The following is a 21,129-nucleotide window of genomic DNA, read 5'->3' on the forward strand; positions in this document are numbered from 1 at the left end:
TCAGTTGCGGCCGTCGGGCAGGATCAGATCGCGCAGGCCATCGCCGACCAGGTTGATGCCCAGCACCAGAATCATCAGGGCGACGCCGGGAATGGCGATGACCCATGGGGAAAAGAACATGTAGGGTTTGCCTTCAGCGATCATCAAACCCCAGGACGGCGTCGGCGGCTGCACGCCAACCCCGAGGAACGACAGGGCCGACTCCAGCAGGATCGCGTGGGCCATTTCCAGAGTCGCGACAACGATCAGCGCACCGACCAGATTCGGCAGAATCTCACTGACCAGAATGCGCAGGGTCGAGCAGCCAAGAGCCTGTGCCGACGCCACATATTCAGCATCGCGAATCTGTTGCACCGAGGCCCTGACCACCACCGCGAAGCGATCCCATAACAGGCATCCGAGCAGCACGATGACCACTTTCAGTGAACCGCCCATCAGCGAGGCCGAGGCCAGCGCGACCATCACGACCGGCATCGCCAGCCGGGTGGTGATCAGGTAGCTGATAAACGCATCGACCTTGCCGCCGTAGTAGCCCGCCAACAGCCCCATGACCGTGCCGATAAAGCCGGAAATCAGCGCCGCCGCGATGCCGATGAACAGCGAGATACGTGCGCCGTAGAGCAGCCGCGACAGGTAGTCACGGCCCAGCTTGTCGGTGCCGAGAACGAACTCCCAGGTGCCGTTGGCCATCCATACCGGCGGTTTCATGCGCAGCATCACGTCTTGCGCATAAGGGTCGTAAGGTGCCAGCCACGGCGCGAACAGCGCACCGGCCAAGATGATCAGCAACAACACTGCGCCGATGGCGAAACCACGGTGACGGAAGCTCTTGCCAAGTACCCGGCTCAGGCTGCTCGGTGGTGGCAGGTAGTCATTGATTACAAGGGTCGTGGGGGTGCTCATGTAAGCCTCCTAGCGCACGCGAATGCGCGGGTCGAGCAGTGCGTTGAGCACATCGGCCAGCAAGGTGAGGATGATGTAGATCACCGCAATCAGAAGGACCACGGCCTGTACCACCGGAAAGTCATCACGGGCGATGGCGTCCCAGGCGAGTTGTCCGATGCCTTGCAGGGAGAACACGGTTTCAATCACCACCGAACCGCCGAGCATGAAGCCGAACTCCACCGCCGCCAGTGCGACTACCGGAATCAAGGCGTTGCGCAGTGCATGCTTGAACAGCACACGCGCAGGGCGCAGGCCCTTGGCACGGGCGGTGCGGATGTAATCGGAACTGAGTACATCAAGCATGCCGGCGCGGGTCAGACGCATGATTGCCGGCGTCGCGTAGTAGCCCAAGGCAATGGCCGGCATGACGAAGTGCAGCAGGGTCGAGTTGCCGGACACCGGCAGCCACTTGAGCGTCACCGCGAACACCACGATCAACATCAGCGCAAACCAGAAACTCGGCATCGCCTGACCCAGCACCGCAATGCTCAAGGCCAGTCGGTCAACCCAGGTGTCGCGTTTGACCGCCGCCAGCACGCCCAGTGGAATCGCCACCAGCAATGCGATACCCAGCGCCATGGCACCTAACCCGAGAGTAATCGGCAAGCGGCTGGCGACGAGGTTGTAGACCGACTCCTGAAAGAAAAAAGAGTTGCCCAGGTCCAGCCGCAGCAAATCGCCCAGCCAGTTGAAGTACTGGGTCGGTAGCGGTTTGTTCAAACCGTATTGCACGCGGATCTGTTCGATCTGTTCGCTGGTGGCTTCCGGCCCGCCAATGGCCGTGGCCAGGTCGCCGGACAAATGCAAAAGAGAAAAGCTGATCACCGACACGGTAATGGCAACGCACATAGCGATGGCCAGACGGCGCAGAAGGAATCCAAGCATGGCAAGTTTCCTCGTATCCAATAGAGGGCAGGTGTGAGGACGTGTGCGTGGGGAGTGGTAGTCCGCAAGCCACGGCACCTCTCGATCAATCCGTGCGGTTGCGGATTACTTCCAACTGGACTGAACGAAACGCGGCAGCTCATCCGGGTACGGCGTGAACGCGAGTTCGGAGGAGTAGGCGTAGTTCATCGAGTAGTTGAACAGCGGCGCCCAGTAGGCCTGTTCGCTGATGCGCTGCAAGGCCTTGCGGTAGTTGTCCTTGCGCACTTGCGGGTCGAGGGCATTGTCGGCGGTCTGCAACCAGCCTTGGACTTGTGGGTCCTTGATGTTGTCGTCCGGATTGCCCTTGAACCAGGTGCCGGCTGACGCGGAGGTGTCGAGGATCGAGAACGAGCCCCAGGCCTGAAACGACATGGGTACCTTGCCGCCACGTTGCTGATCGCGCAGGGCGGCGTACTTCAAGTAGCGCAGCTTGGCGTTGATGCCCACCGCGCGCAGGTTGCCGATGATGGCTTCGACGTAATCACGGTCGCGATAAGCGAAGATTTCTGTCTCGAAGCCATTTGGGTAACCGGCTTCGGCGAGCAGCGCCTTGGCCTTGGCGGGGTCATAGTTGTAGACCGTGGCCGCGGTGGTATCGCAACCGAACTGGCCTGGATAACAGGCAACCTGCAAGGGTTTGGCTTCGCCACCCACCAATTGCGTGGCCAGCGCATTGCGGTTGATCGCATGGTTGATGGCCTGACGCACCTTGAGGTTCTTCATCGGCGAGTTTTCCGTTGAGGTGCCCCGAGCATCAAGAATCAGGAAACCGATGCGCATGGTTTCGCTGCTGGTCACGGTCAGGTTCGGCATGCCCTTGAGGTCTACTGCCTGATCCGAGGTCACACGCCAGGTCCAATCGACACCATCGGTCATCAACTCGGCCAGGCGGGTTTCTGCATCCGGGATCACCCGGAACGTAAGGTGGCCGATATGTGGCTTGCCTTGTGGGCTGTCCGGAAAGTAGTCCTTGTTGATCTCCATGGTCACGCCTTCGCCAGCCACCACCGACACGGCTTTATACGGCCCGGTACCCATTGGCTTGCGACTGAATTCGGCCAGGCCGACCTTCTCGAAGTACTGCTTGGGGAACATAGGAACGGCGTTGGACAGGTATTCCAATGCCGGAGGAAAAGGCTTCTTCAAATACAGGCGGACACTGTAGTCACCGGTTTTTTCGGCGCTCTTGATCCAGTCTACGTTTTGCACGGTAACGACTTTCGCCTCGGGCGATACCACGTAGTTGAGGGTGAACACTACGTCGTCGGCCGTGAAGGCGTCGCCGTTGTGAAATTTGACGCCCTTGCGCAGCTCAAAATCGATTGTGGTGTCGTCGACCTGTTTCCAACTGGTGGCCAGCATGGGTTTGTATTCGCCGCTGTTGGGATCGCGGTAGATCAGGTTGTCCCAGATCAGCCGGCCGAGAATCACGCCTTCGCGCAAATCGTTGTGATAGGGGCTGATGTTTTCAGGCTCGCTGTCGGAAGCGTAAACCAGGGTGTCGTTGGCTTTACCGGCGTAAGCCGGAAAACTGCTGATGAAGCCCATCAGCGCAATACAGCAGGCGAAACCTTTGATGCCCATGCCGTCGTCTCCGTTGGCGAGAGTGGTTGAATCAAAGGGCAGCGAATCGCAAATGCGTAAAGGAGGATAAGAAGGTCAGGCAGGTGTTTTTTTGATCTGGACACGAATGTAAGGAAAGGCTATCAATGCCACAAGAATAATATTTCGATGCTTACGTTGCCTAAAAGGCAATCCATGGGGGCGCCGATGCAGTTGTATGGTGTGCAGTCCACGGCACTGCGCTATTTTCTGGAAGTAGCGCGATGCGGATCGGTCAGCGAAGCCTCGGTGCGCTTGAATGTCGCGGCGTCAGCAGTGAGCCGACAAATTTCCAAGCTTGAGTTGGCCCTGGGGGCCAGCTTGTTTGAGCGCCGTGCCCGGGGCATGGTGCTGAGCGAGGCGGGGGCACGACTGGCGGCTTACGCGCGTAAGTCGCAGCTTGAAGCCGAGCAGGTGGTGCTGGAAATCACCGAGCTGCATGGCTTGCAACGGGGTCATGTACACGTTGCCTGCTCGGAAGGATTTGCACTGGAATACATGCCCAGGTGCATCAGCGCGTTCAGGCGTGAGTATCAGGGCATTCATTTCACACTGGAGGTCTGTGCGCCCGCGCAAGCGACTGAGAAGGTTCGCTCCGGCGAAGCCGATCTGGCGATGACCTTCAGCCTGATGCCGCAAAAGGAAATCAAGGTCGAACACGTCCTCAGCGGGGCGATTTTTGCCGTGGTCGCCAACTCTCACCCCTTGGCCGGGCGTGAAGCGGTCAGCCTCGCCGAGTTGCAACCCTGGCCCATCGCATTACCGAAAGCCGACACGACGATACGCCAGCTCTTCGACATCTGCTGCGGCGTCCAGGGGTTGTTGTTCGACCCGGTGTTGACGACTAACTACGTTGCCGCGCTTTATAGCTTCGTCCGCGAAGAGGGCGTAATCAGCCTGGCCAGCGAAATGACCTTGCACAAGCAAGTGGCAGACAAGGTACTTCAATGCTTGCCGATCCTGGATGAAGGCATGCAGGCACGGCGAATCGAACTGCAAAGCATGGCCGGACGCAATTTACCGGCTGCGGTTTCTGCGTTTAGGGATTTTTTGATTGCTGAGTTGGAGAATGAGGGGGCTGGTTGAGAAGGGGAGGTTGTTTGGGAGGGCGCTCTAGGGGCTAAACAAACGCTAGGAGTACTCCGTGATACTGTTGGGTAGTTTCAAGATTGGCTTTGGGTAGTTGTTGATCTCGCTGGATTCAGGCACAAAAAAAGACGTCCGTGGACGTCTTTAGTTGATCATTTGGGCCGGGGTAATTTGAAACAAGTCGGTATCTATTTGTTTTTAATGGTAAATAATTTATTGGTCAACTTGCTTGGAATACCAGTTGGAACGCTGCGCGGTCTGGATTCCGATGGACGGTGCGTTTTGAGCTCCGCCCCCAAAAACGAATCGGGATCGAATCTATCAAGCAAATGGTCGCGCTGTTGATTTTTGCCCCTGCGCGTACGATGTCTCCACTCGCAGGTACATTCATTGTTGCGATACGTACGTCCACCTTTGCGATCAGCCCCCACGCTCGACCAGCAGGCACTTTTACCGGGTCAGCTTTCGGTCAGCGGCAACACAGACGGGGAGCCGCTTATTCCCAAGTGCCTTCAGCTGTGTGGTGTCGGTGATGTCTCAGGAGATATCGTCAAAACGAAGATCGGCACCGAAAATGATCTGTTGAGACCGTCTCATCTGGATAAACTCGCCCAGGTTTACGACGTGCACAAACGTGGGGCTGCGTACGAAATCTCGAGCTACCCTCCGCCCACCCTCAGAGGGCAGATCCTTACGCTGGCAGGGGAAAGAGCAAGAGACGCGGTATCGGCATTCATCCACACGGCAGGCGGTTTCACTGTGTCATCAAGCCGCAAAAGTCAACGTGCTTTTGTGGGTATGTTATTGATTGTAGGGTGCAAAGAAAGCCCACGACAGTATATCTAATTGAAGGGAGCACATAGAATGAGCATCCTTGTGCCAACGTCGACTCGACACGCACATAACACGATTCAGGTCAGGTCCGGATGCTACGGAATGACCATGTAAACCGCATTGAAACAGGATAAGCAGTATGACCAGTGCCCAACAACGTTCCGCCCTGCAACGTCAGATCTGGGCCATCGCCAATGACGTGCGTGGCGCCGTCGATGGCTGGGACTTCAAGCAGTACGTGCTTGGCACCCTGTTCTACCGCTTTATCAGCGAGAACTTCGTTGACTAAATCACCGGTGGTGATGGCTCGGTCGATTATGCTGCCATGGAGGATGACAACCCGTTGATTGCCGCCGCCAAGGACGACGCAATCAAGACCAAGGGCTATTTCATCGCGCCCAGCCAGTTGTTTAGTAACGTCGCCGCCAAGGCCAGCACCAACGATAGTCTGAACACCGATTTGGCACGTATCTTTGCCGCCATCGAGAGTTCCGCCAATGGTTACGCCTCCGAGCAGGACATCAAAGGCCTGTTCGCTGACTTCGACACCACTAGCAACCGCCTGGGTCATACCGTCGCCGACAAGAACAAGCGCTTGGCGGACGTGCTCAAGGGAGTAAGTAAGCTGGAGTTTGGCAGCTTCGATGCCAGTCATATCGACCTGTTCGGCGACGCCTACGAGTTCCTCATCTCCAACTACGCGGCCAATGCCGGCAAATCCGGTGGCGAATTCTTTACCCCGCAGCGTGTGTCCAAGTTGATCGCCCAGTTGGCGATGCACAAGCAGACCAGCGTCAACAAGATCTACGACCCGGCGTGCGGCTCCGGCTCGCTGCTGCTGCAGGCGAAAAAACATTTCGACGCCCATGTCATCGAGGATGGGTTCTTCGGCCAGGAGGTGAACCACACCACCTATAACCTGGCGCGGATGAACATGTTTCTGCACAACATCAACTATGACAAATTCAACATCCAGCTCGGCGACACGCTGCGTGCCCCGCACTTTGGTGACGACAAGCCCTTCGATGCCATCGTATCCAACCCGCCGTACTCGGTGAAGTGGATCGGCAGCGACGACCCGACGCTGATCAATGACGACCGCTTTGCCCCGGCCGGCGTGCTAGCGCCGAAGTCCAAGGCGGACTTCGCCTTCGTGCTGCATGCGCTGAGCTACCTCTCGGCCAAGGGCCGCGCAGCCATCGTCTGCTTTCCTGGCATCTTCTACCGTGGTGGCGCTGAGCAGAAGATTCGCCAATACCTGGTGGACAACAACTATGTGGAAACGGTGATCTCGTTGGCGCCCAACCTGTTCTTCGGCACCTCCATCGCCGTGAACATTCTGGTGCTGTCCAAGCACAAGCTGGACACGACCACCCAGTTCATCGACGCCAGCGCACTGTTCAGGAAGGGCGCCAATAACAACCTGCTGGAAGACGTGCATATCGAGCAGATCATGCAGGTGTTTGACAGCAAGGCGAACGTCGAGCACTTCGCGCAATCGGTGCCGCTGGATAAGGTGGTCAGCAACGACTACAACCTGTCGGTCAGCAGTTACGTCGAGGCCAGGGACACCCGCGAGGTCGTGAACATCGCCCAGCTCAATGCCGAGTTGAAAACCACTGTTTCCCGAGTTGCCCAGCTGCGGACTGAGATCGATGCCATTGTTGCGGAGATCGAAGGCGAGGAGTTGGGGGTATGAGACTGATTGGCTTTTTGGAAAGACTGTTAGACGGGGTTGCAATTGCGTGGTTGCCGCTCGGGCAGCTTACGAACTATGAACAGCCAACCAAATACTTGGTGACGGCAACAAGCTACAGCGACAAATTCAAAACTCCCGTACTCACAGCTGGAAAGACGTTTGTTCTAGGCTACACAGACGAGGCTGAAGGCATCTACAAAGCATCAGAGACTCCCGTAGTCATTTTTGATGATTTCACGACAGCTAGTAAATGGGTGAGTTTTGATTTCAAAGCTAAATCTTCGGCCATGAAGATGGTCACATCAAGTGACGAAGGTAAGGTGCTACTTAAGTACATTTACTATTGGTTAAAAACATTGCCAAGCGAACTGGTTGATGGCGACCATAAACGTCATTGGATCGGGACCTATACAAACAAAAAAGTCCCCATCCCCTGCCCAGACAACCCCCAAAAATCGCTGGAAATCCAGGCGGAAATCGTTCGCATGCTGGACACTTTCGCCGAACTTACCGCCGAGCTTACCGCTGAGCTTAAAGCCCGCAAAAAACAATACAACTACTACCGCGACCAATTGTTGAGTTTTGAAGGCGGGGAGGTGGAATGGAAGGCGCTGGGAGATATTGGCGAGTTCATTCGCGGCAAGCGCTTCACCAAAGCCGACTACGTTGAAGAAGGCGTCAGCGTTATCCATTACGGCGAAATCTATACCCGCTATGGGGTATGGGCGGATCATGCGTTTTCAAAAGTACGTGCCGAGATGGCAGGTTCGTTGCGTTATGCCGAGCCGGGTGATGTGGTGCTAACCGATGTTGGTGAAACTGTTGAAGAGGTTGGCAAAGCAGTCGCATGGCTTGGGGATGAGAGAGTTGCGATTCACGATCACTGTTATGCTTTTCGGCATTCAATGAATCCAAAGTTTGTTTCTTACTATATGCAGACGCAGTCTTTCATAGCCAAAAAAGCAAAGCATGTGGCCAGAACCAAGGTCAATACTCTGCTGATCAATGGATTTTCAAAGATCGAAATCCCGGTGCCATTCCCCGGAGACCCCGAAAGGTCACAGGCAGAACAGGCCCGCATCGTCGCTATACTCGACAAATTCGACGTCCTCACCAACTCCATCAGCGAAGGTCTGCCTCGCGAGATCGCGCTGCGTCAGAAGCAATACGAGCACTACCGAGACCGACTGCTGAGCTTCCCCAAGCCGGAAGGGGCGGTGGCCTGAAATGAGCAAGACGCTGACCGAGATCGCTGAGCTGTTGAAGAACGCCAACAAAAAGGTGCAACTGATCTACGCCTTCAACGGCACGGGCAAGACGCGTCTGTCGCGCGAGTTCAAGCAGTTGGTCACACCCAAGGGCGAGGAGGCGGCTGATCCACCAGCGTTGTCGCGCAGCAAAATCCTATACTTCAACGCCTTTACCGAAGACTTGTTCTATTGGGATAACGACTTGGCGCTGGATGCGCAGCCCAGACTGCGGATCCAGCCCAACTCTTTCACGGACTGGCTGCTCGCGATACTCCGGGACCTAGGACAGGACGGCAATATCGTCCGATATTTCCAGCACTACACTAGTGACAAGCTGACCCCGCATTTCAGCGAGGACTATTCGGAGGTCACTTTTTCGCTTGAACGGGGGGATGACGAAAGCTCCGGAAACCTCAAGATATCCAAGGGCGAAGAGAGCAATTTCATCTGGAGCATCTTTTACACGCTACTTGATCAGGTCATTAGCACACGCAATGTGCCAGAGCCGGAAGACCGCGAAACGCGGGAGTTTGATCAGTTGGAGTATGTATTCATTGATGACCCGGTGAGCTCGCTGGATGAGAACCATCTCATTGAATTGGCGGTCAATTTGGCAGGGCTGATCAAGGCCAGTCCTGCCGACCTAAAGTTCGTCATCACCACCCACAGCCCGCTTTTCTACAACGTGCTACATAATGAGCTTGGCCTCAACAAGGGTGGCAAGAAAGAGGGTTGCTATTTATTGGGCCGTCTCGATGACGGCAGCTTTGATCTGTGCGTCAAGTACGGCGACTCCAACAAGAGTTTTTCTTACCATCTCCACTTGCGGCAGACCCTTGAGCAGGCGATTACCGCTGGCCAGGTACAGCGCTATCACTTCACCCTGCTGCGCAACCTCTACGAAAAAACCGCCAGTTTTCTGGGTTATCCGCAATGGTCGGCGCTTTTGCCTGACGACAAGCAGGCTTACCTGAACCGCATTATGCAATTCACCAGCCACAGCACGCTGTCCAATGAGAGCGTCACTGAGCCAACACCGCAGGAGAAGCAGACGGTCAAGTTGCTGCTGGACCATCTGGTGGCCAAATACGGGTATTGGCAACAGGAAGAGGCGCCGGGCGCCTGATCGCATGCAGAGATCTGTTGTCGTGACGTTGGAGAGGAACAGTGCATGAGCGAAATCACCCGCACCAGCGATTACCGACAGGCTCTGGCTACAATCAAGCAGCACATTCAACGCTCGCAGTAGGCTGGTGGGTTCAAGCCGAAGTACATTGGCAAGCTCAATTTCTACCTGTCCGCGGCAGGCGACCAGTTGCGTGCCGCAGACGACCAGCCGACCATTGGCCTGATCCTGTGCAAAGACTAGGACAAACTGGATGTGAAGTACGTGTTGCGTCATATCCACAAACCCATGGGCGTCAGCTCATTTATCACCAAGGACATTCCACTGGCCGTGCAGTCGCAATTGCCGACGGTGGAGGAAATTGGACGCGAACTCGCACAGGGAAATGGGGAGCCCCCAAGCAATGAATGACTACAAGACCATCGCCGAGTCCAGCACCTTTATCGTGCTCGACAGGTACGCCACCGAGTGGAAAGTTGCCGAAAGCTACCAGAGTGAAGGCGATCTGGAACGCGAGTTCGTCCAGGATCTGGTCAATCAGGGCTATGAGCACCCCACCGGGCTGAAGACGATGCCGGCGCTGCTGGCCAATGTGCGCACGCAGTTGCAGGCGTTGAACAGCGTCGATTTTTCCGACGGTGAGTGGGTGCGCTTCGTGGAAAGCTGGCTGGACAAGCCTAGCGACAGCATCGTCGACAAGACCCGTAAGGTTCACGACGATCATGTGCACGACTTCGTGTTCGATGACGGGCGCATCCAGAATATCTATTTGATGGACAAGCAGAACCTGGCCCGCAATAAGGTGCAGGTCATCAAGCAGTTCGAGCAGGCGGGCAGTCATGCCAACCGCTACGACGTGACGATTCTGGTTAACGGCCTGCCACTGGTGCAGGTAGAGCTGAAGAAGCGTGGCGTGGCGATCCGCGAAGCTTTCAATCAGGTGCACCGCTACAGCAAGGAGAGCTTCAACACCGAGCATTCGCTGTTCAGGTATCTGCAGCTGTTCGTGATATCCAATGGCACCGATACGCGCTACTTCGCCAACACCACGCAGCGCAACAAGCATAGTTTCGACTTCACCATGAATTGGGCGCAGGCCGACAACAGTCCGATCAAGGATCTGAAAGACTTCACCGCGACCTTCTTCCAGAAGCGCACCCTGCTCGATGTACTGCTCACCTATTCGGTGTTCGACGTCAGCAACACCCTTCTGGTGATGCGCCCCTACCAGATTGCCGCCACCGAGCGCATCCTATGGAAGATCCGCAGTGCCTGGCAGGCCAAGCGTTGGAACAGCACCGAGGGTGGCGGTTATATTTGGCACACTACCGGCTCGGGCAAGACGCTGACCAGCTTCAAGGCTGCGCGCCTGGTCACCGAGCTGGAGTTTATCGATAAAGTGTTCTTCGTGGTGGATCGCAAGGATCTGGATTACCAGACCATGAAGGAGTACCAGCGTTTTTCACCCGACAGCGTCAACGGCTCGGAGAGCACCGCTGGCCTCAAGCGCAATCTGGATAAGGACGACAACAAGATTATCGTCACCACCATCCAGAAGCTCAACAATCTGATGAAGACCGAAGGCGACCTGCCGGTGTTCCACCAGCAGGTGGTGTTCATCTTCGACGAGTGCCATCGCAGCCAGTTTGGCGAGGCGCAGAAGAATCTGAAGAAGAAGTTCAAGCGCTTCTATCAGTTCGGTTTCACCGGCACGCCGATCTTCCCAAAAAATGCGCTGGGCGCCGATACAACCGCCAGCGTGTTCGGCCGCGAGCTGCATTCCTATGTAATCACCGATGCCATCCGTGACGAGAAAGTGCTCAAGTTCAAGGTGGACTACAACGATGTCCGTCCACAGTTCAAGGCTCTGGAAACCGAACAGGACGAGAAGAAGCTCAGCGCCGCGGAGAACCGCCAGGCTTTGCTCCACCCAACGCGCATCCGAGAAATTTCGCAGTACCTGCTCACGCATTTTCGCCAGAAGACCCATCGTTTAAAGGGAGCAAACAAGGGCTTCAATGCCATGTTCGCGGTGAGCAGCGTCGATGCCGCCAAGTCTTACTACGAGACGCTGCAGAAGCTGCAGGAAGTCAGCGACAAGCCTCTGCGCATCGCTACCATCTTCTCCTTCGCCCCCAATGAAGAACAGGACGCCATTGGCGACATCGTCGATGAGAGCTTCGAAGTGTCGGCGATGGATAGCACCGCTAAAGAGTTCCTGAGCGCGTCGATTGCTGATTACAACGCGCTGTTCAAAAGCAATTTCGGCGTGGACAACAAGGGCTTCCAGAACTACTACCGCGACCTGGCCAAGCGCGTGAAGGATCAGGACATCGACCTGCTGATTGTGGTCGGCATGTTCCTGACCGGCTTCGATGCGCCTACGTTGAACACGCTGTTCATCGACAAAAACCTGCGCTATCACGGCCTGATCCAGGCCTATTCACGCACCAACCGCATTTTCGATGCCACTAAGACTTTCGGCAATATCGTCACCTTTCGCGATCTGGAGCAGGCTACGGTCGACGCCATCACACTGTTCGGCGACAAGAACACGCGCAACGTGGTCCTGGAAAAAAGTTACAAGGAGTATATGGAGGGCTTCACCGACACGCTGACCGGTGAGGCGCGGCGTGGCTTCATAGATGTGGTTAGTGAGCTGGAGCAACGTTTTCCCGACCCGGCCAACATCATCAAGGAATCGGAGAAGAAAGACTTCGCCAAGTTGTTCGGCGAGTACCTACGTGTGGAAAATGTGCTGCAGAACTACGACGAGTTTACCGCGTTGAAGGAGCTGCAAACGGTCGATATCAGCGACCCGCCGGCCGTGGAAGCATTCAAGCTAGAACACCACCTGGATGACGAGAAGCTAGCCGAGCTGCAGTCCATCCGCGTGCTTGCCGAGCGCAAGGTCCAGGACTATCGCTCCACCTACAATGACATCCGCGATTGGCTGAGGCGTGAGAAAGCGGGTAACGAAGTAAGCGAGTCCACTATCGACTGGGACGATGTGGTGTTCGAGGTGGACCTGCTCAAGTCCCAGGAAATCAACCTGGATTACATCCTCGAGCTGATCTTCGAGAAGCACAAGAAGGTCAAGGACAAGGCGGCACTGGTCGAGGAGATGCGCCGGGTGATTCGCGCCAGCCTGGGCAATCGCGCCAAAGAAAGCCTGGTGGTGGACTTCATCAACCAGACCGATCTGGATCGGATTGATAACAAGGCTAGCGTGATTGATGCTTTTTTCACTTTCGCCCAATCAGAACAGCGGCGCGAGGCCCAAGAGCTGATCAGCGATGAGGAACTGAATGAAGTGGCGGCTAAACGCTACATCGCCACTTCACTAAAACGGGAGTTTGCTAGCGATAATGGAACTGAGCTCAGTTACGTTTTGCCTAAGATGAGTCCACTTAATCCGGCTTATTTGGCAAAAAAACAAAGTGTCTTTCACAAAGTTGCTATGTTTGTAGATAAGTTCAAGGGTGTTGGAGGGCAAATTTAAAGGGCGGCCTATAAGCGTGAGGACATAATCCTTGGACGCGGGTTTGTGGAATACCGTCTGGAATACCCGAATGGCTGGAACTCAAAAACTCTCAAAAGATCGCAAAAGCGCTGGAAGCCGCGTATTTTCTGGGTTTTAGGCACAAAAAAAGACGTCCGTGGACGTCTTTTTTTGATCATTTGGTGGAGCCGGGGGGATTTGAACCCCCGTCCGCCAGTACTCCGCTGTCGGTACTACATGCGTAGCCGTGTCTATTAAGTTAACCCTCAGCGACCCGACGGGCAGGGTGCTTTGGGCGAGTTGTGTAAGTTTTAGCCGCTTCGTCCACAACGTACTGCACGGCGATTCTGTTCTATATGACAATCATTTTGGGTTTACAGACATCCCCTGATGATTGCTGAGCCCGAAGGCATCAGGAGTGCATGTCAGCTGCAATTAAGCAGCGAGAGCAGCACCGTATTGGTCGTCATTGGCAACTATAAGAAGTTGCAACAGTGGATTTACGAGTTCTGTTACCAACTCGGCATGCACCTAAAGTTTCGCAACCGGCGTCGAATCCTAAACGGCCCCGTGCTTGTAACTCGTTGTTTCATAGTGAGTGACAAGCTCGTGCAGTGTACGCCAAACGGTCACAGAAGGCCAACCCGAAGGTTGACCTTGAGCGGCAGCGTGCTTATTGGTTGCCACCTTTGTCGCTGTTCTGCAGGTCTTGCAGGGCTTTGGAGGTGATCTCGATGCACTTCTTGTCATCACCGGCTGCATGGGCTGCCTTGGCCTGGGAGACGGCGGTGTCGATTTCGCCGCTTTTACCGGAGGTGTCGGTGGCCAGCAGGGCTTTACCGTTGTTGATTTTGTCGAGGTTGATTTTGCACAGGTCAGGTTCACCGGCCGCGAAAACAGGGGAGGCCAGCATCGCCGCAGTGATGAACAGGCCAGCAAGAGCAGTGCGCTTCATCGGTAATCTCCTTGTACACATAAGGCTCGATGCTGCTCCGAGGTCGGGGCAGCCAGCGAAGTCGTTGATGGCCTCCATCGCGAAGACCTATGCAGATGACTGCGCCGGCGCGCCGGGGTTCTGTTTTTTTGCAGATTTAATCTGCGCGGGCCTGGGTGACACGGTCCACGAGGTACACCAGCCCGTGGTAATCGATACCGCCATGCTGGCTCAGGCCGATTTCGCAGGTGCGGCTGGTGGAAATCCCTTCGCTGCAATGTTGCACCGCATCCTTGAGCGTTCGCAGTGAGTGGGCGTTGAGCTCCGGCGTGGTGAAGCCTTTGTCGCCGGCGAAGCCGCAGCAGTGGATGCCTTCCGGGATCACCACGGTTTTGGAGCAGCGTCGTGCCAGATCGATCAACGCCTGGCTTTCGCCCAGGTGTTGGGTACTGCACGTGACGTGCACGGCGATGGGCGCTTCCTGTGGGGTGAAGTCGAGTCGGTCCATCAGATGGGTGCGGATGAAGCGCACCGGGTCGTAGAGATCCAGGCGTGTTTCCCCGAGGTCCTGCATCAGTCGCAGTGTGCACGGGCTGGTGTCGCAGTAGATCGGGTCGAGGCCGCCACGACTGGCGTGGAGCAGGGCGCCGATCATCTCCTGGCGTTTGTGTTCGGCCTGTTCGGCGTAGCCCTTGGAAGCGAACGGCTGGCCGCAGCACAGGTTGTCCTGGTTGTCGGGGAATACGACTTGATAGCCGGCTTTTTCCAGCAGGCCGCGGGTCTTGTCGTACAGCGACATCTGCTCTTTATCACCGGCTGCGGGGCCCATGGCGCGTGAGACGCAAGCCGCCAGGTAAACCACGCGCGGTCGCTCGTCAGTGACGGGCGGGCTGAAGCGTATGGCTTTTTCCGGCTGCGGCATGGCGTTGGTCCATTGCGGGATCTGCCCTTTGGACAGCCGGGTGATGTTCGCCGAGAGTTTTGCAAGGCGCGGTGCGCCCAGCAGCATGCGCGCGCCATTGGCGACGTGCAGTGTGAAGCGCGCACCTTGCAGGGCTGTAGCGAAATGGCTGGCCAACCACTCGGCCGTTTTCGTACGGTCGGCGTCGCGAGCACGCAGCTTTTTCACCAAGTCACCGGTATTGATGCCGACAGGGCAGCGTTGGGCGCATAACCCGGTAGCGGCGCAGGTATCGATGCCTTGATAGTGGTACGCGGCTTCCAGTTCAGTGGTGTCGATGCCCGCGCGCCGTTTGGCCTGGATGTCGCGCCAGATCACGATACGTTGGCGCGGGCTCAGGGTCAGTCCCTTCGAGGGGCAGACCGGCTCGCAGAAACCGCACTCGATGCACTTATCCACAAGCTCATCGGCTGCGGGCAAGGGCTTGAGGTGTTTGAGGTGGACTTGCGGATCTTCGCTGAGCACCACGTCCGGGTTGAGAATGCCGTTAGGGTCGAGCAGGCGTTTAAGCTGCCACATCAGTTGATAGGCGTCGCTGCCCCATTCCAGCTCGACGAAGGGCGCCATATTGCGGCCGGTGCCGTGTTCGGCTTTCAGCGAGCCGCCGAATTCCACCGCCACCAGTTGCGCTACGTCGTCCATGAACGCTTGGTAGCGTGTGACTTCTTCGCTGCTGTTGAAGCCTTGGGTGAACACAAAGTGCAGATTGCCTTCCAGGGCGTGTCCGAAAAGGATCGCTTCGTCGTAGTGATGTTTGTCGAACAGTTCGATCAGGCGGTTGACGCCGATGGCCAGTTGTTCGACCGGGAAGGTCACGTCTTCAATGATCACCGTGGTGCCGGTTTTACGCACGGCGCCAACGGCAGGGAAGGTGTCTTTGCGGATGGCCCATAAACGGGCGTTTTCCACTGGGTCTTCGGTGAAATCGACCTGTTTTTCCACAAGGTAAGGCGCCAGGGAGGCCATGATCAGCGTGAGCTGTTCGTGCAGCAGTGACGGCGACGCCGCGCGGGATTCAATCAGCAGCGCGCAGGCGTTTTCAGACAGGTGCTGTACGAAGGCCGGCATGCCCGGTTTGTTCTGTACCGAGCGCAGGCTGCGCCGGTCGAGCAACTCGACCGCCGAAACCGGTTGGGTTTTCAGTACCGTCACTGCGTTGCAGCAAGTTTCGACGTCCGGGAAGACGATCAGCGCCGACGCCTTGTTCGGGTGATCAATCACCGTGTCGTACGTCACCGCGCTGATAAAGCCCAACGTGCCCTCGGAACCCACCAGCAGGTGGCTGAGAATATCCAGGGGCTCGTCAAAATCTACCAGGGCATTGAGTGACAGGCCGGTGGTATTTTTCAGACGGTATTTGTGGCGGATCTTTGCTGCCAGTTGGGTGTTTGCGCGCGTCTCGCGGCCCAATGTCGCCAAGCGCTCAAGCAGCGCGCCATGCTGTTGCCGAAAGGCGGTGACGCTGGCGGCGTCCTCGGTGTCCAGGCGGCTGCCGTCAGCCAGCACCAGGCGGATGCCCGCCAAGGTGTGATAAGTGTTTTGTGCCGTACCGCAGCACATGCCGCTGGCGTTGTTGGCAACGATGCCGCCGATTTTGCAGGCGTTGATCGACGCCGGGTCGGGACCGATCTTGCGCCCGAACGGCGCGAGCCAAGCGTTGGCCTGGGCGCCGATCACCCCAGGTTGCAGGCGGATCTGCGTGCCTTGCCCGCGAATCTCGCGGCCGTTCCAATTGTCGCCCAGCACAATCAGCACAGAGTCAGTGATGGCTTGGCCGGACAAACTGGTGCCTGCTGCGCGGAAGGTCACGTGCACGTGGTCGCGTTGGGCCAGTTGGAGCAGTGCCACCACTTCGTCTTCCGACTCTACACGGATCACCAGTTGTGGGATCAGTCGGTAAAAGCTGGCGTCGGTGCCGAAGGCCAGGGTGGAAAGCGGGTCGTCGAAGCGTCGATCTTTCGGAATCAGCTGTGCGACGTCGCGCAGAAAAGCAGCAGGCAGGCTCATCGGTCCTCCAGAAATAGTTGACGCCGCAACCGTGGTCCGGCGTCGATGCTTACCCTATTACGTGCAGGTCTCTAGTGCACCAGCATACCGGTGAACCAGTAAGCCTGCGCCAGGGTGATCAACCCGACGATCGTGGCGAAAAACAGGCTGTGCTTGAGGGTGAAGCGGAACAGGTCGGATTCCTTGCCCACCAGGCCTGTAGCAGCGCAGGCCACGGCGATTGATTGCGGCGAAATCATCTTGCCGGTCACGCCGCCACTGGTGTTGGCTGCCACCAGCAGGGTGTCGTTGACGCCGATCTGGTGGGCGGTGGTGGCTTGCAGCGAGCTGAACAGGGCATTGGACGACGTGTCGGAGCCCGTCAGGAAAACGCCCAGCCAGCCGAGGAAAGGTGAGAAAAACGGGAAAGCAGCGCCCGTTGCCGCCAATACCAGCGCCATGGTCGACGACATACCGGAGTAGTTGGTGACGAAGGCGAATGCCAGCACCATGCCGATGGATAGAATCGGCCAGCGCAGTTCATAAAAGGTTTCTTTTAAAGTGGTCAGACCAGTTTTGATGTCGATTTTCAGCACCAGCATCGAGATCAGGGCAGAGAAGAAAATCGCGGTGCCGGTGGCTGAGATAGGGTCCAGTTTGAATACGGCTGGAATCGCGGTCGGGTTGGTGACGATCGGAGCGACTTTGATCACCATTTGATCCAGATGGGGAATCGCGAAGTTGAAGACCCAGCTGTACATCGAGCCGCCTGCGGCGAACATTGCCTTGAAGGGCTTGAGGGTCCAGATGGTGACCAATACGGTCAGGATCAGAAACGGCGACCACGCTTTGAAAATCTGTCCCAGGCTATAAGGCGAGGCGACTGTGCTGCGTGGCTGGCCGAAACCACCGGCGCTGGCGGTGATCGCTGTGTTGGACGTGACACCGGCAATCTGTGCGCCGGCGGTGCGTTTGGGTTGCCAGACCTTCAGGAACAGGGTCAGGGCGATCAGGCTGGCCAGGGCCGAGGTGATGTCCGGCAGCTCCGGGCCAATGAAGTTGGAGGTGAAATACTGGGTGACGGCAAAGCTTGCGCCCGCCACCAACGCCGCCGGCCAGGTTTCGCGAACGCCGCGCAGGCCGTCCATCATGAACACCAGCCAGAACGGCACGAACAGCGATAACAGGGGCAGTTGGCGGCCGGTCATGGCGCCGATCTTGAACGCATCGATACCGGTTACCTGGCCAGCGACGATGATCGGAATGCCCAGTGCACCGAATGCGACAGGCGCGGTGTTGGCGATCAGGCACAGGCCGGCAGCGTACAGCGGGTTGAAGCCCAGGCCGACCAGCAGCGCGGCGGTGATCGCTACAGGCGCACCGAAACCGGCAGCCCCTTCCAGGAAGGCGCCGAAGCAGAAACCGATCAGCAATACCTGCAGGCGCTGGTCGTCGGTAATCGACAGGACCGAGCTGCGGATAATTTCGAATTGGCCGCTTTTGACCGTCAGTTTGTAGAGGAACACGGCGGCAACGATGATCCACGCGATAGGCCACAGGCCATAGGCGAAACCGTAACCTGCGGCGGCGAACGCCATGTCTACCGGCATCTGAAACGCGAAGATTGCGACCAGTATCGACAGTGCCAGAGTAATGCTCCCGGCGACGTGACCTTTGAGGCGAAAAACGGCCAGGGCCAGGAAGAAGAATACGATGGGGATAACGGCCGCCAATGCGGAAAGGCCGAGGCTGCCGAGAGGGCTGTAGAGCTGTTGCCAGGTTTGCATATGGGGTGGCCCCTAATTGTTGTTGGTCAGGCACTATTCGAGCAGCTTGGATAATTGGTAAGACCAATTTACAAGCGCTGTTGGCTAGAGTAAAAGCCTGGATATGGGTGTGTCAATTTGCCGCTCGCGAAACTTTGGTCGTAGCGCGCTAGGCGAGGGGTTCTGGTTGGGTCAATCAAGGGGCTTCTGATAGGTGCTGCAAGCGCGGCGATAGGCCAGAATAGAGGCCCCGGCGAGTGGTCGGGATTGTGGGGAGTGAGTTATGGGGTTTGATCAGGTGCGTCAGCGCCGTTTGTCCGACGATATTGTCGAGCAGCTCGAGGGCATGATCCTTGAGGGCACGCTGAAGTCAGGCGAGCGCTTGCCGGCCGAGCGCGCTCTGGCGGAACAGTTCGGTGTGTCGCGCCCATCGTTGCGTGAGGCGATCCAGAAGCTGGCGGCCAAGGGGTTATTGGTCAGTCGCCAGGGCGGGGGTAACTATGTGGCGGAGTCTCTGGGGTCGACCTTCAGTGATCCTTTGCTGCATCTGCTGGAAAACAACCCTGAGGCGCAGCGTGATCTGCTGGAGTTTCGCCAGACGCTCGAAGCGTCCTGCGCCTATTACGCGGCGCTGCGCGCCACCGAGGTCGACCGTGAGCGGCTGACGGCGGCATTTGACGCTTTGCAGGATTGCTATACCCGGGCGGACGAGGTGAGCCGGTTGGAGGAGGGGGCGGCCGATGCGCGGTTTCATTTGGCGATTGCCGAGGCCAGCCATAATGCTGTGTTGTTGCACACCATTCGTGGGCTGTTCGACCTGCTCAAGCGCAACGTGGTGACCAACATTGGTGGCATGTACCAGCAACGCACGGAAACGCGCGACATGCTGATCAGCCAGCATCGGGACTTGTATCTGGCAATTATCGAGGGGCGGGCCGAGCAGGCGCGCGAAGTCTCAACACGTCACCTGCTGTATGTGCAGGAAGTGTTGGAGGAAGTGCGTCAGGAGGTTCAGCGCGTAGCGCGGGCGGAGCGGCGTAAAGGCATGTAGCCTGGGGTGAGTCACCCAGGCTACATCGTCGCAAGGGTTACTCTTCCTTGCCCTTGTTGCGTACGGCGCGATGCAACTCACGGTTGGAGTCGCGTTCGCGCTCGGTATCACGCTTGTCGTATTCCTTCTTGCCCTTGCCCAGCGCGATCTCGCACTTGACCAGGTGCTTGCTCCAATACCAGGACAAGCAGACACAGGCGTAGCCTTTCTGCTGTACGGCGGCTGCAAGTTTATCGATCTCGCGGGCATTGAGCAGCAGCTTGCGCGTGCGTACCGGGTCGGCAATCACGTGGGTGCTCGCGGTGGTCAGCGGGGTGATATGACTGCCGAGCAGCCATGCCTCGCCATCCTTGAGCAATACGTAGCTGTCGACCAGTTGCAGCTTGCTGGCTCGCAGACTTTTTACTTCCCAGCCGGCCAGGACCAGACCAGCCTCGAACCGATGTTCGATGAAGTAATCGTGTCGCGCCTTTTTATTTTGCGCGATGGTCCCTGTGGGGTGTTTCTTTTGTTTAGCCATAGGGGCGGCATTATAGGGAGTTGCGAGGCTGTCGGCTACGGTCAACCTGCGTGCTTGAGCGTGTTCGACGAATCCCGGACAATACGGGCAGTTCTTTGATTTTTTTCTCTCGCGGATCGGGCTGTTCTTTTCGCGATGTTTGCCTCAGCAGTGGAAATAACGCTCACATGACGACGCATATTCAACGTTCGGCCCTGCTGCCCTATCCGGCGCAGGCGCTCTATGACCTGGTCAACGACGTGGCGCGTTACCCGGAATTCCTGCCGTGGTGTTCTACTGCTGAGGTGCTGGAGAGCACTGACGAGCATATGGTTGCCAGTGTTGGCGTGGCCAAGGGGGGGCTCAGCCAGCACTTTGTGACGCGCAATGTGCTGGTACCCGGGAAGTCCATCGAAATGAACCTGCAGGAAGGCCCGTTCACGCAATTGCACGGGGTGTGGGTATTCAAGGCACTGACCGACAAAGCCTGCAAAATCAGCCTGGACCTGTCCTTTGATTACGCAGGCCCGGTTGTGCGGGCGACCTTGGGCCCTCTATTCAATCAGGCCGCCAATACATTAGTGGATGCATTTTGCCAGCGAGCCAAACAACTGCATGGTTGAGATTGAAGTGGTGTATGCCGCCATGGATCGCCAGGTTTTATTGGCGGTTACAGTGCCGGAGGGCACGAGCTTAAGGGCTGCGGTGCAGGCATCGGGAATTACGGCGCAATTTCCGGAGGTGGAGTTGGCTGAGCGTCCTCTGGGGATTTTCGGCAAGGTGGTCGAAAAGCCGGATGAACGCACCGTGAGTGCGGGGGATCGCATCGAGATCTACCGACCTTTGCTGGCAGACCCTAAAGAGGTGCGTAGACTGCGCGCGGCCAAGGCTGCGATGGCCAGGCAGCAGGGCTCATAAATTTACACACAACAAAAAGCCCGGCATGCCGGGCTTTTTG

The 21,129-nt window shown here is 57.1% G+C and carries 16 protein-coding genes and 1 other RNA gene; 9 read left to right on the forward strand and 8 right to left on the reverse strand.

Translation table 11 applies throughout. From position 1 onward, the window contains the following. The 3 genes from M5B97_RS25240 to M5B97_RS25250 form a co-directional block, all read right to left on the reverse strand. On the reverse strand, positions 1–903 hold the full coding sequence (locus M5B97_RS25240) for an ABC transporter permease (protein WP_248733016.1): 903 nt from the start codon (positions 901–903) through the stop codon (positions 1–3). Between the two features lie 9 nt (positions 904–912). Next, positions 913–1,830 carry an ABC transporter permease gene (locus M5B97_RS25245; protein WP_248733017.1) on the reverse strand — a complete coding sequence of 306 codons (918 nt, stop codon included), beginning with the start codon at positions 1,828–1,830 and terminating at the stop codon, positions 913–915. Between the two features lie 105 nt (positions 1,831–1,935). Further along, entirely contained in the window at positions 1,936–3,456 is a 1,521-nt protein-coding gene (locus M5B97_RS25250; RefSeq protein ID WP_123715828.1) for an ABC transporter substrate-binding protein, read from the reverse strand. 186 nt (positions 3,457–3,642) lie between these two features. On the opposite strand from M5B97_RS25250, the gene M5B97_RS25255 reads away from it, so the two are divergent. The 6 genes from M5B97_RS25255 to M5B97_RS25280 all read left to right on the forward strand — a co-directional run bounded on the left by M5B97_RS25255 (position 3,643) and on the right by M5B97_RS25280 (position 12,974). Beyond that, complete coding sequence (locus M5B97_RS25255; RefSeq protein WP_248733047.1) at positions 3,643–4,560, forward strand: LysR substrate-binding domain-containing protein; 918 nt, start codon at positions 3,643–3,645, stop codon at positions 4,558–4,560. A 976-nt stretch (positions 4,561–5,536) separates the two neighbouring features. Further along, positions 5,537–5,686: a type I restriction-modification system subunit M N-terminal domain-containing protein gene (locus M5B97_RS25260; protein WP_248733018.1), complete on the forward strand. Its 150-nt coding sequence runs from the start codon at positions 5,537–5,539 to the stop codon at positions 5,684–5,686. 36 nt (positions 5,687–5,722) lie between these two features. After that, on the forward strand, positions 5,723–7,096 hold the full coding sequence (locus tag M5B97_RS25265) for a type I restriction-modification system subunit M (protein ID WP_248733019.1): 1,374 nt from the start codon (positions 5,723–5,725) through the stop codon (positions 7,094–7,096). After that, a complete protein-coding gene (locus M5B97_RS25270) occupies positions 7,093–8,322 on the forward strand; it encodes a restriction endonuclease subunit S (RefSeq protein WP_248733020.1) in 1,230 nt (409 codons plus the stop codon). The genes M5B97_RS25265 and M5B97_RS25270 overlap by 4 nt, the downstream gene beginning before the upstream one ends. 1 nt (position 8,323) lies before the next feature. Then, a complete protein-coding gene (locus M5B97_RS25275; protein WP_248733021.1) occupies positions 8,324–9,472 on the forward strand; it encodes an anticodon nuclease in 1,149 nt (382 codons plus the stop codon). Between the two features lie 403 nt (positions 9,473–9,875). Continuing rightward, the gene (locus M5B97_RS25280; protein ID WP_248733022.1) at positions 9,876–12,974 is read left to right on the forward strand and encodes a type I restriction endonuclease subunit R; all 3,099 of its coding nucleotides are present in this window, start codon (positions 9,876–9,878) and stop codon (positions 12,972–12,974) included. Between the two features lie 180 nt (positions 12,975–13,154). On the opposite strand, the gene ssrA is transcribed toward M5B97_RS25280, so the two are convergent. The 4 genes from ssrA to M5B97_RS25300 all read right to left on the reverse strand — a co-directional run bounded on the left by ssrA (position 13,155) and on the right by M5B97_RS25300 (position 18,642). Further along, positions 13,155–13,544, reverse strand: a transfer-messenger RNA (tmRNA) gene (gene ssrA, locus M5B97_RS25285). A gap of 103 nt (positions 13,545–13,647) precedes the next feature. After that, the gene (locus M5B97_RS25290) at positions 13,648–13,929 is read right to left on the reverse strand and encodes a hypothetical protein (RefSeq protein WP_060752284.1); all 282 of its coding nucleotides are present in this window, start codon (positions 13,927–13,929) and stop codon (positions 13,648–13,650) included. Between the two features lie 136 nt (positions 13,930–14,065). Next, positions 14,066–16,876 (reverse strand): FAD-binding and (Fe-S)-binding domain-containing protein, encoded by a 2,811-nt coding sequence (locus M5B97_RS25295; RefSeq protein WP_248733023.1) that lies wholly within the window; start codon positions 16,874–16,876, stop codon positions 14,066–14,068. A 71-nt stretch (positions 16,877–16,947) separates the two neighbouring features. Continuing rightward, positions 16,948–18,642, reverse strand: coding sequence for a lactate permease LctP family transporter (locus M5B97_RS25300; RefSeq protein WP_123715835.1), 1,695 nt, complete (start codon positions 18,640–18,642; stop codon positions 16,948–16,950). 262 nt (positions 18,643–18,904) lie between these two features. Here M5B97_RS25300 and M5B97_RS25305 point away from each other — a divergent pair, with 262 nt between their 5' ends. Beyond that, positions 18,905–19,672 carry a GntR family transcriptional regulator gene (locus M5B97_RS25305; RefSeq protein WP_123715836.1) on the forward strand — a complete coding sequence of 256 codons (768 nt, stop codon included), beginning with the start codon at positions 18,905–18,907 and terminating at the stop codon, positions 19,670–19,672. Positions 19,673–19,709: 37 nt separating this feature from the next. Here the strand turns inward: M5B97_RS25305 and smpB are convergent, their stop codons facing one another. Continuing rightward, the gene (smpB, locus tag M5B97_RS25310; protein ID WP_060752280.1) at positions 19,710–20,192 is read right to left on the reverse strand and encodes an SsrA-binding protein SmpB; all 483 of its coding nucleotides are present in this window, start codon (positions 20,190–20,192) and stop codon (positions 19,710–19,712) included. A 167-nt stretch (positions 20,193–20,359) separates the two neighbouring features. Here smpB and M5B97_RS25315 point away from each other — a divergent pair, with 167 nt between their 5' ends. Both M5B97_RS25315 and M5B97_RS25320 read left to right on the forward strand, forming a co-directional pair. After that, the gene (locus tag M5B97_RS25315; RefSeq protein WP_123715837.1) at positions 20,360–20,794 is read left to right on the forward strand and encodes a type II toxin-antitoxin system RatA family toxin; all 435 of its coding nucleotides are present in this window, start codon (positions 20,360–20,362) and stop codon (positions 20,792–20,794) included. Then, positions 20,787–21,089, forward strand: coding sequence for an RnfH family protein (locus tag M5B97_RS25320; RefSeq protein ID WP_248733024.1), 303 nt, complete (start codon positions 20,787–20,789; stop codon positions 21,087–21,089). Before M5B97_RS25315 ends, M5B97_RS25320 begins: the two co-directional genes overlap by 8 nt. Positions 21,090–21,129 lie beyond the last annotated feature (40 nt).

The sequence above is a fragment of the Pseudomonas sp. MWU13-2517 genome, assembly GCF_023242545.1.
Classification (GTDB): Bacteria; Pseudomonadota; Gammaproteobacteria; order Pseudomonadales; family Pseudomonadaceae; genus Aquipseudomonas.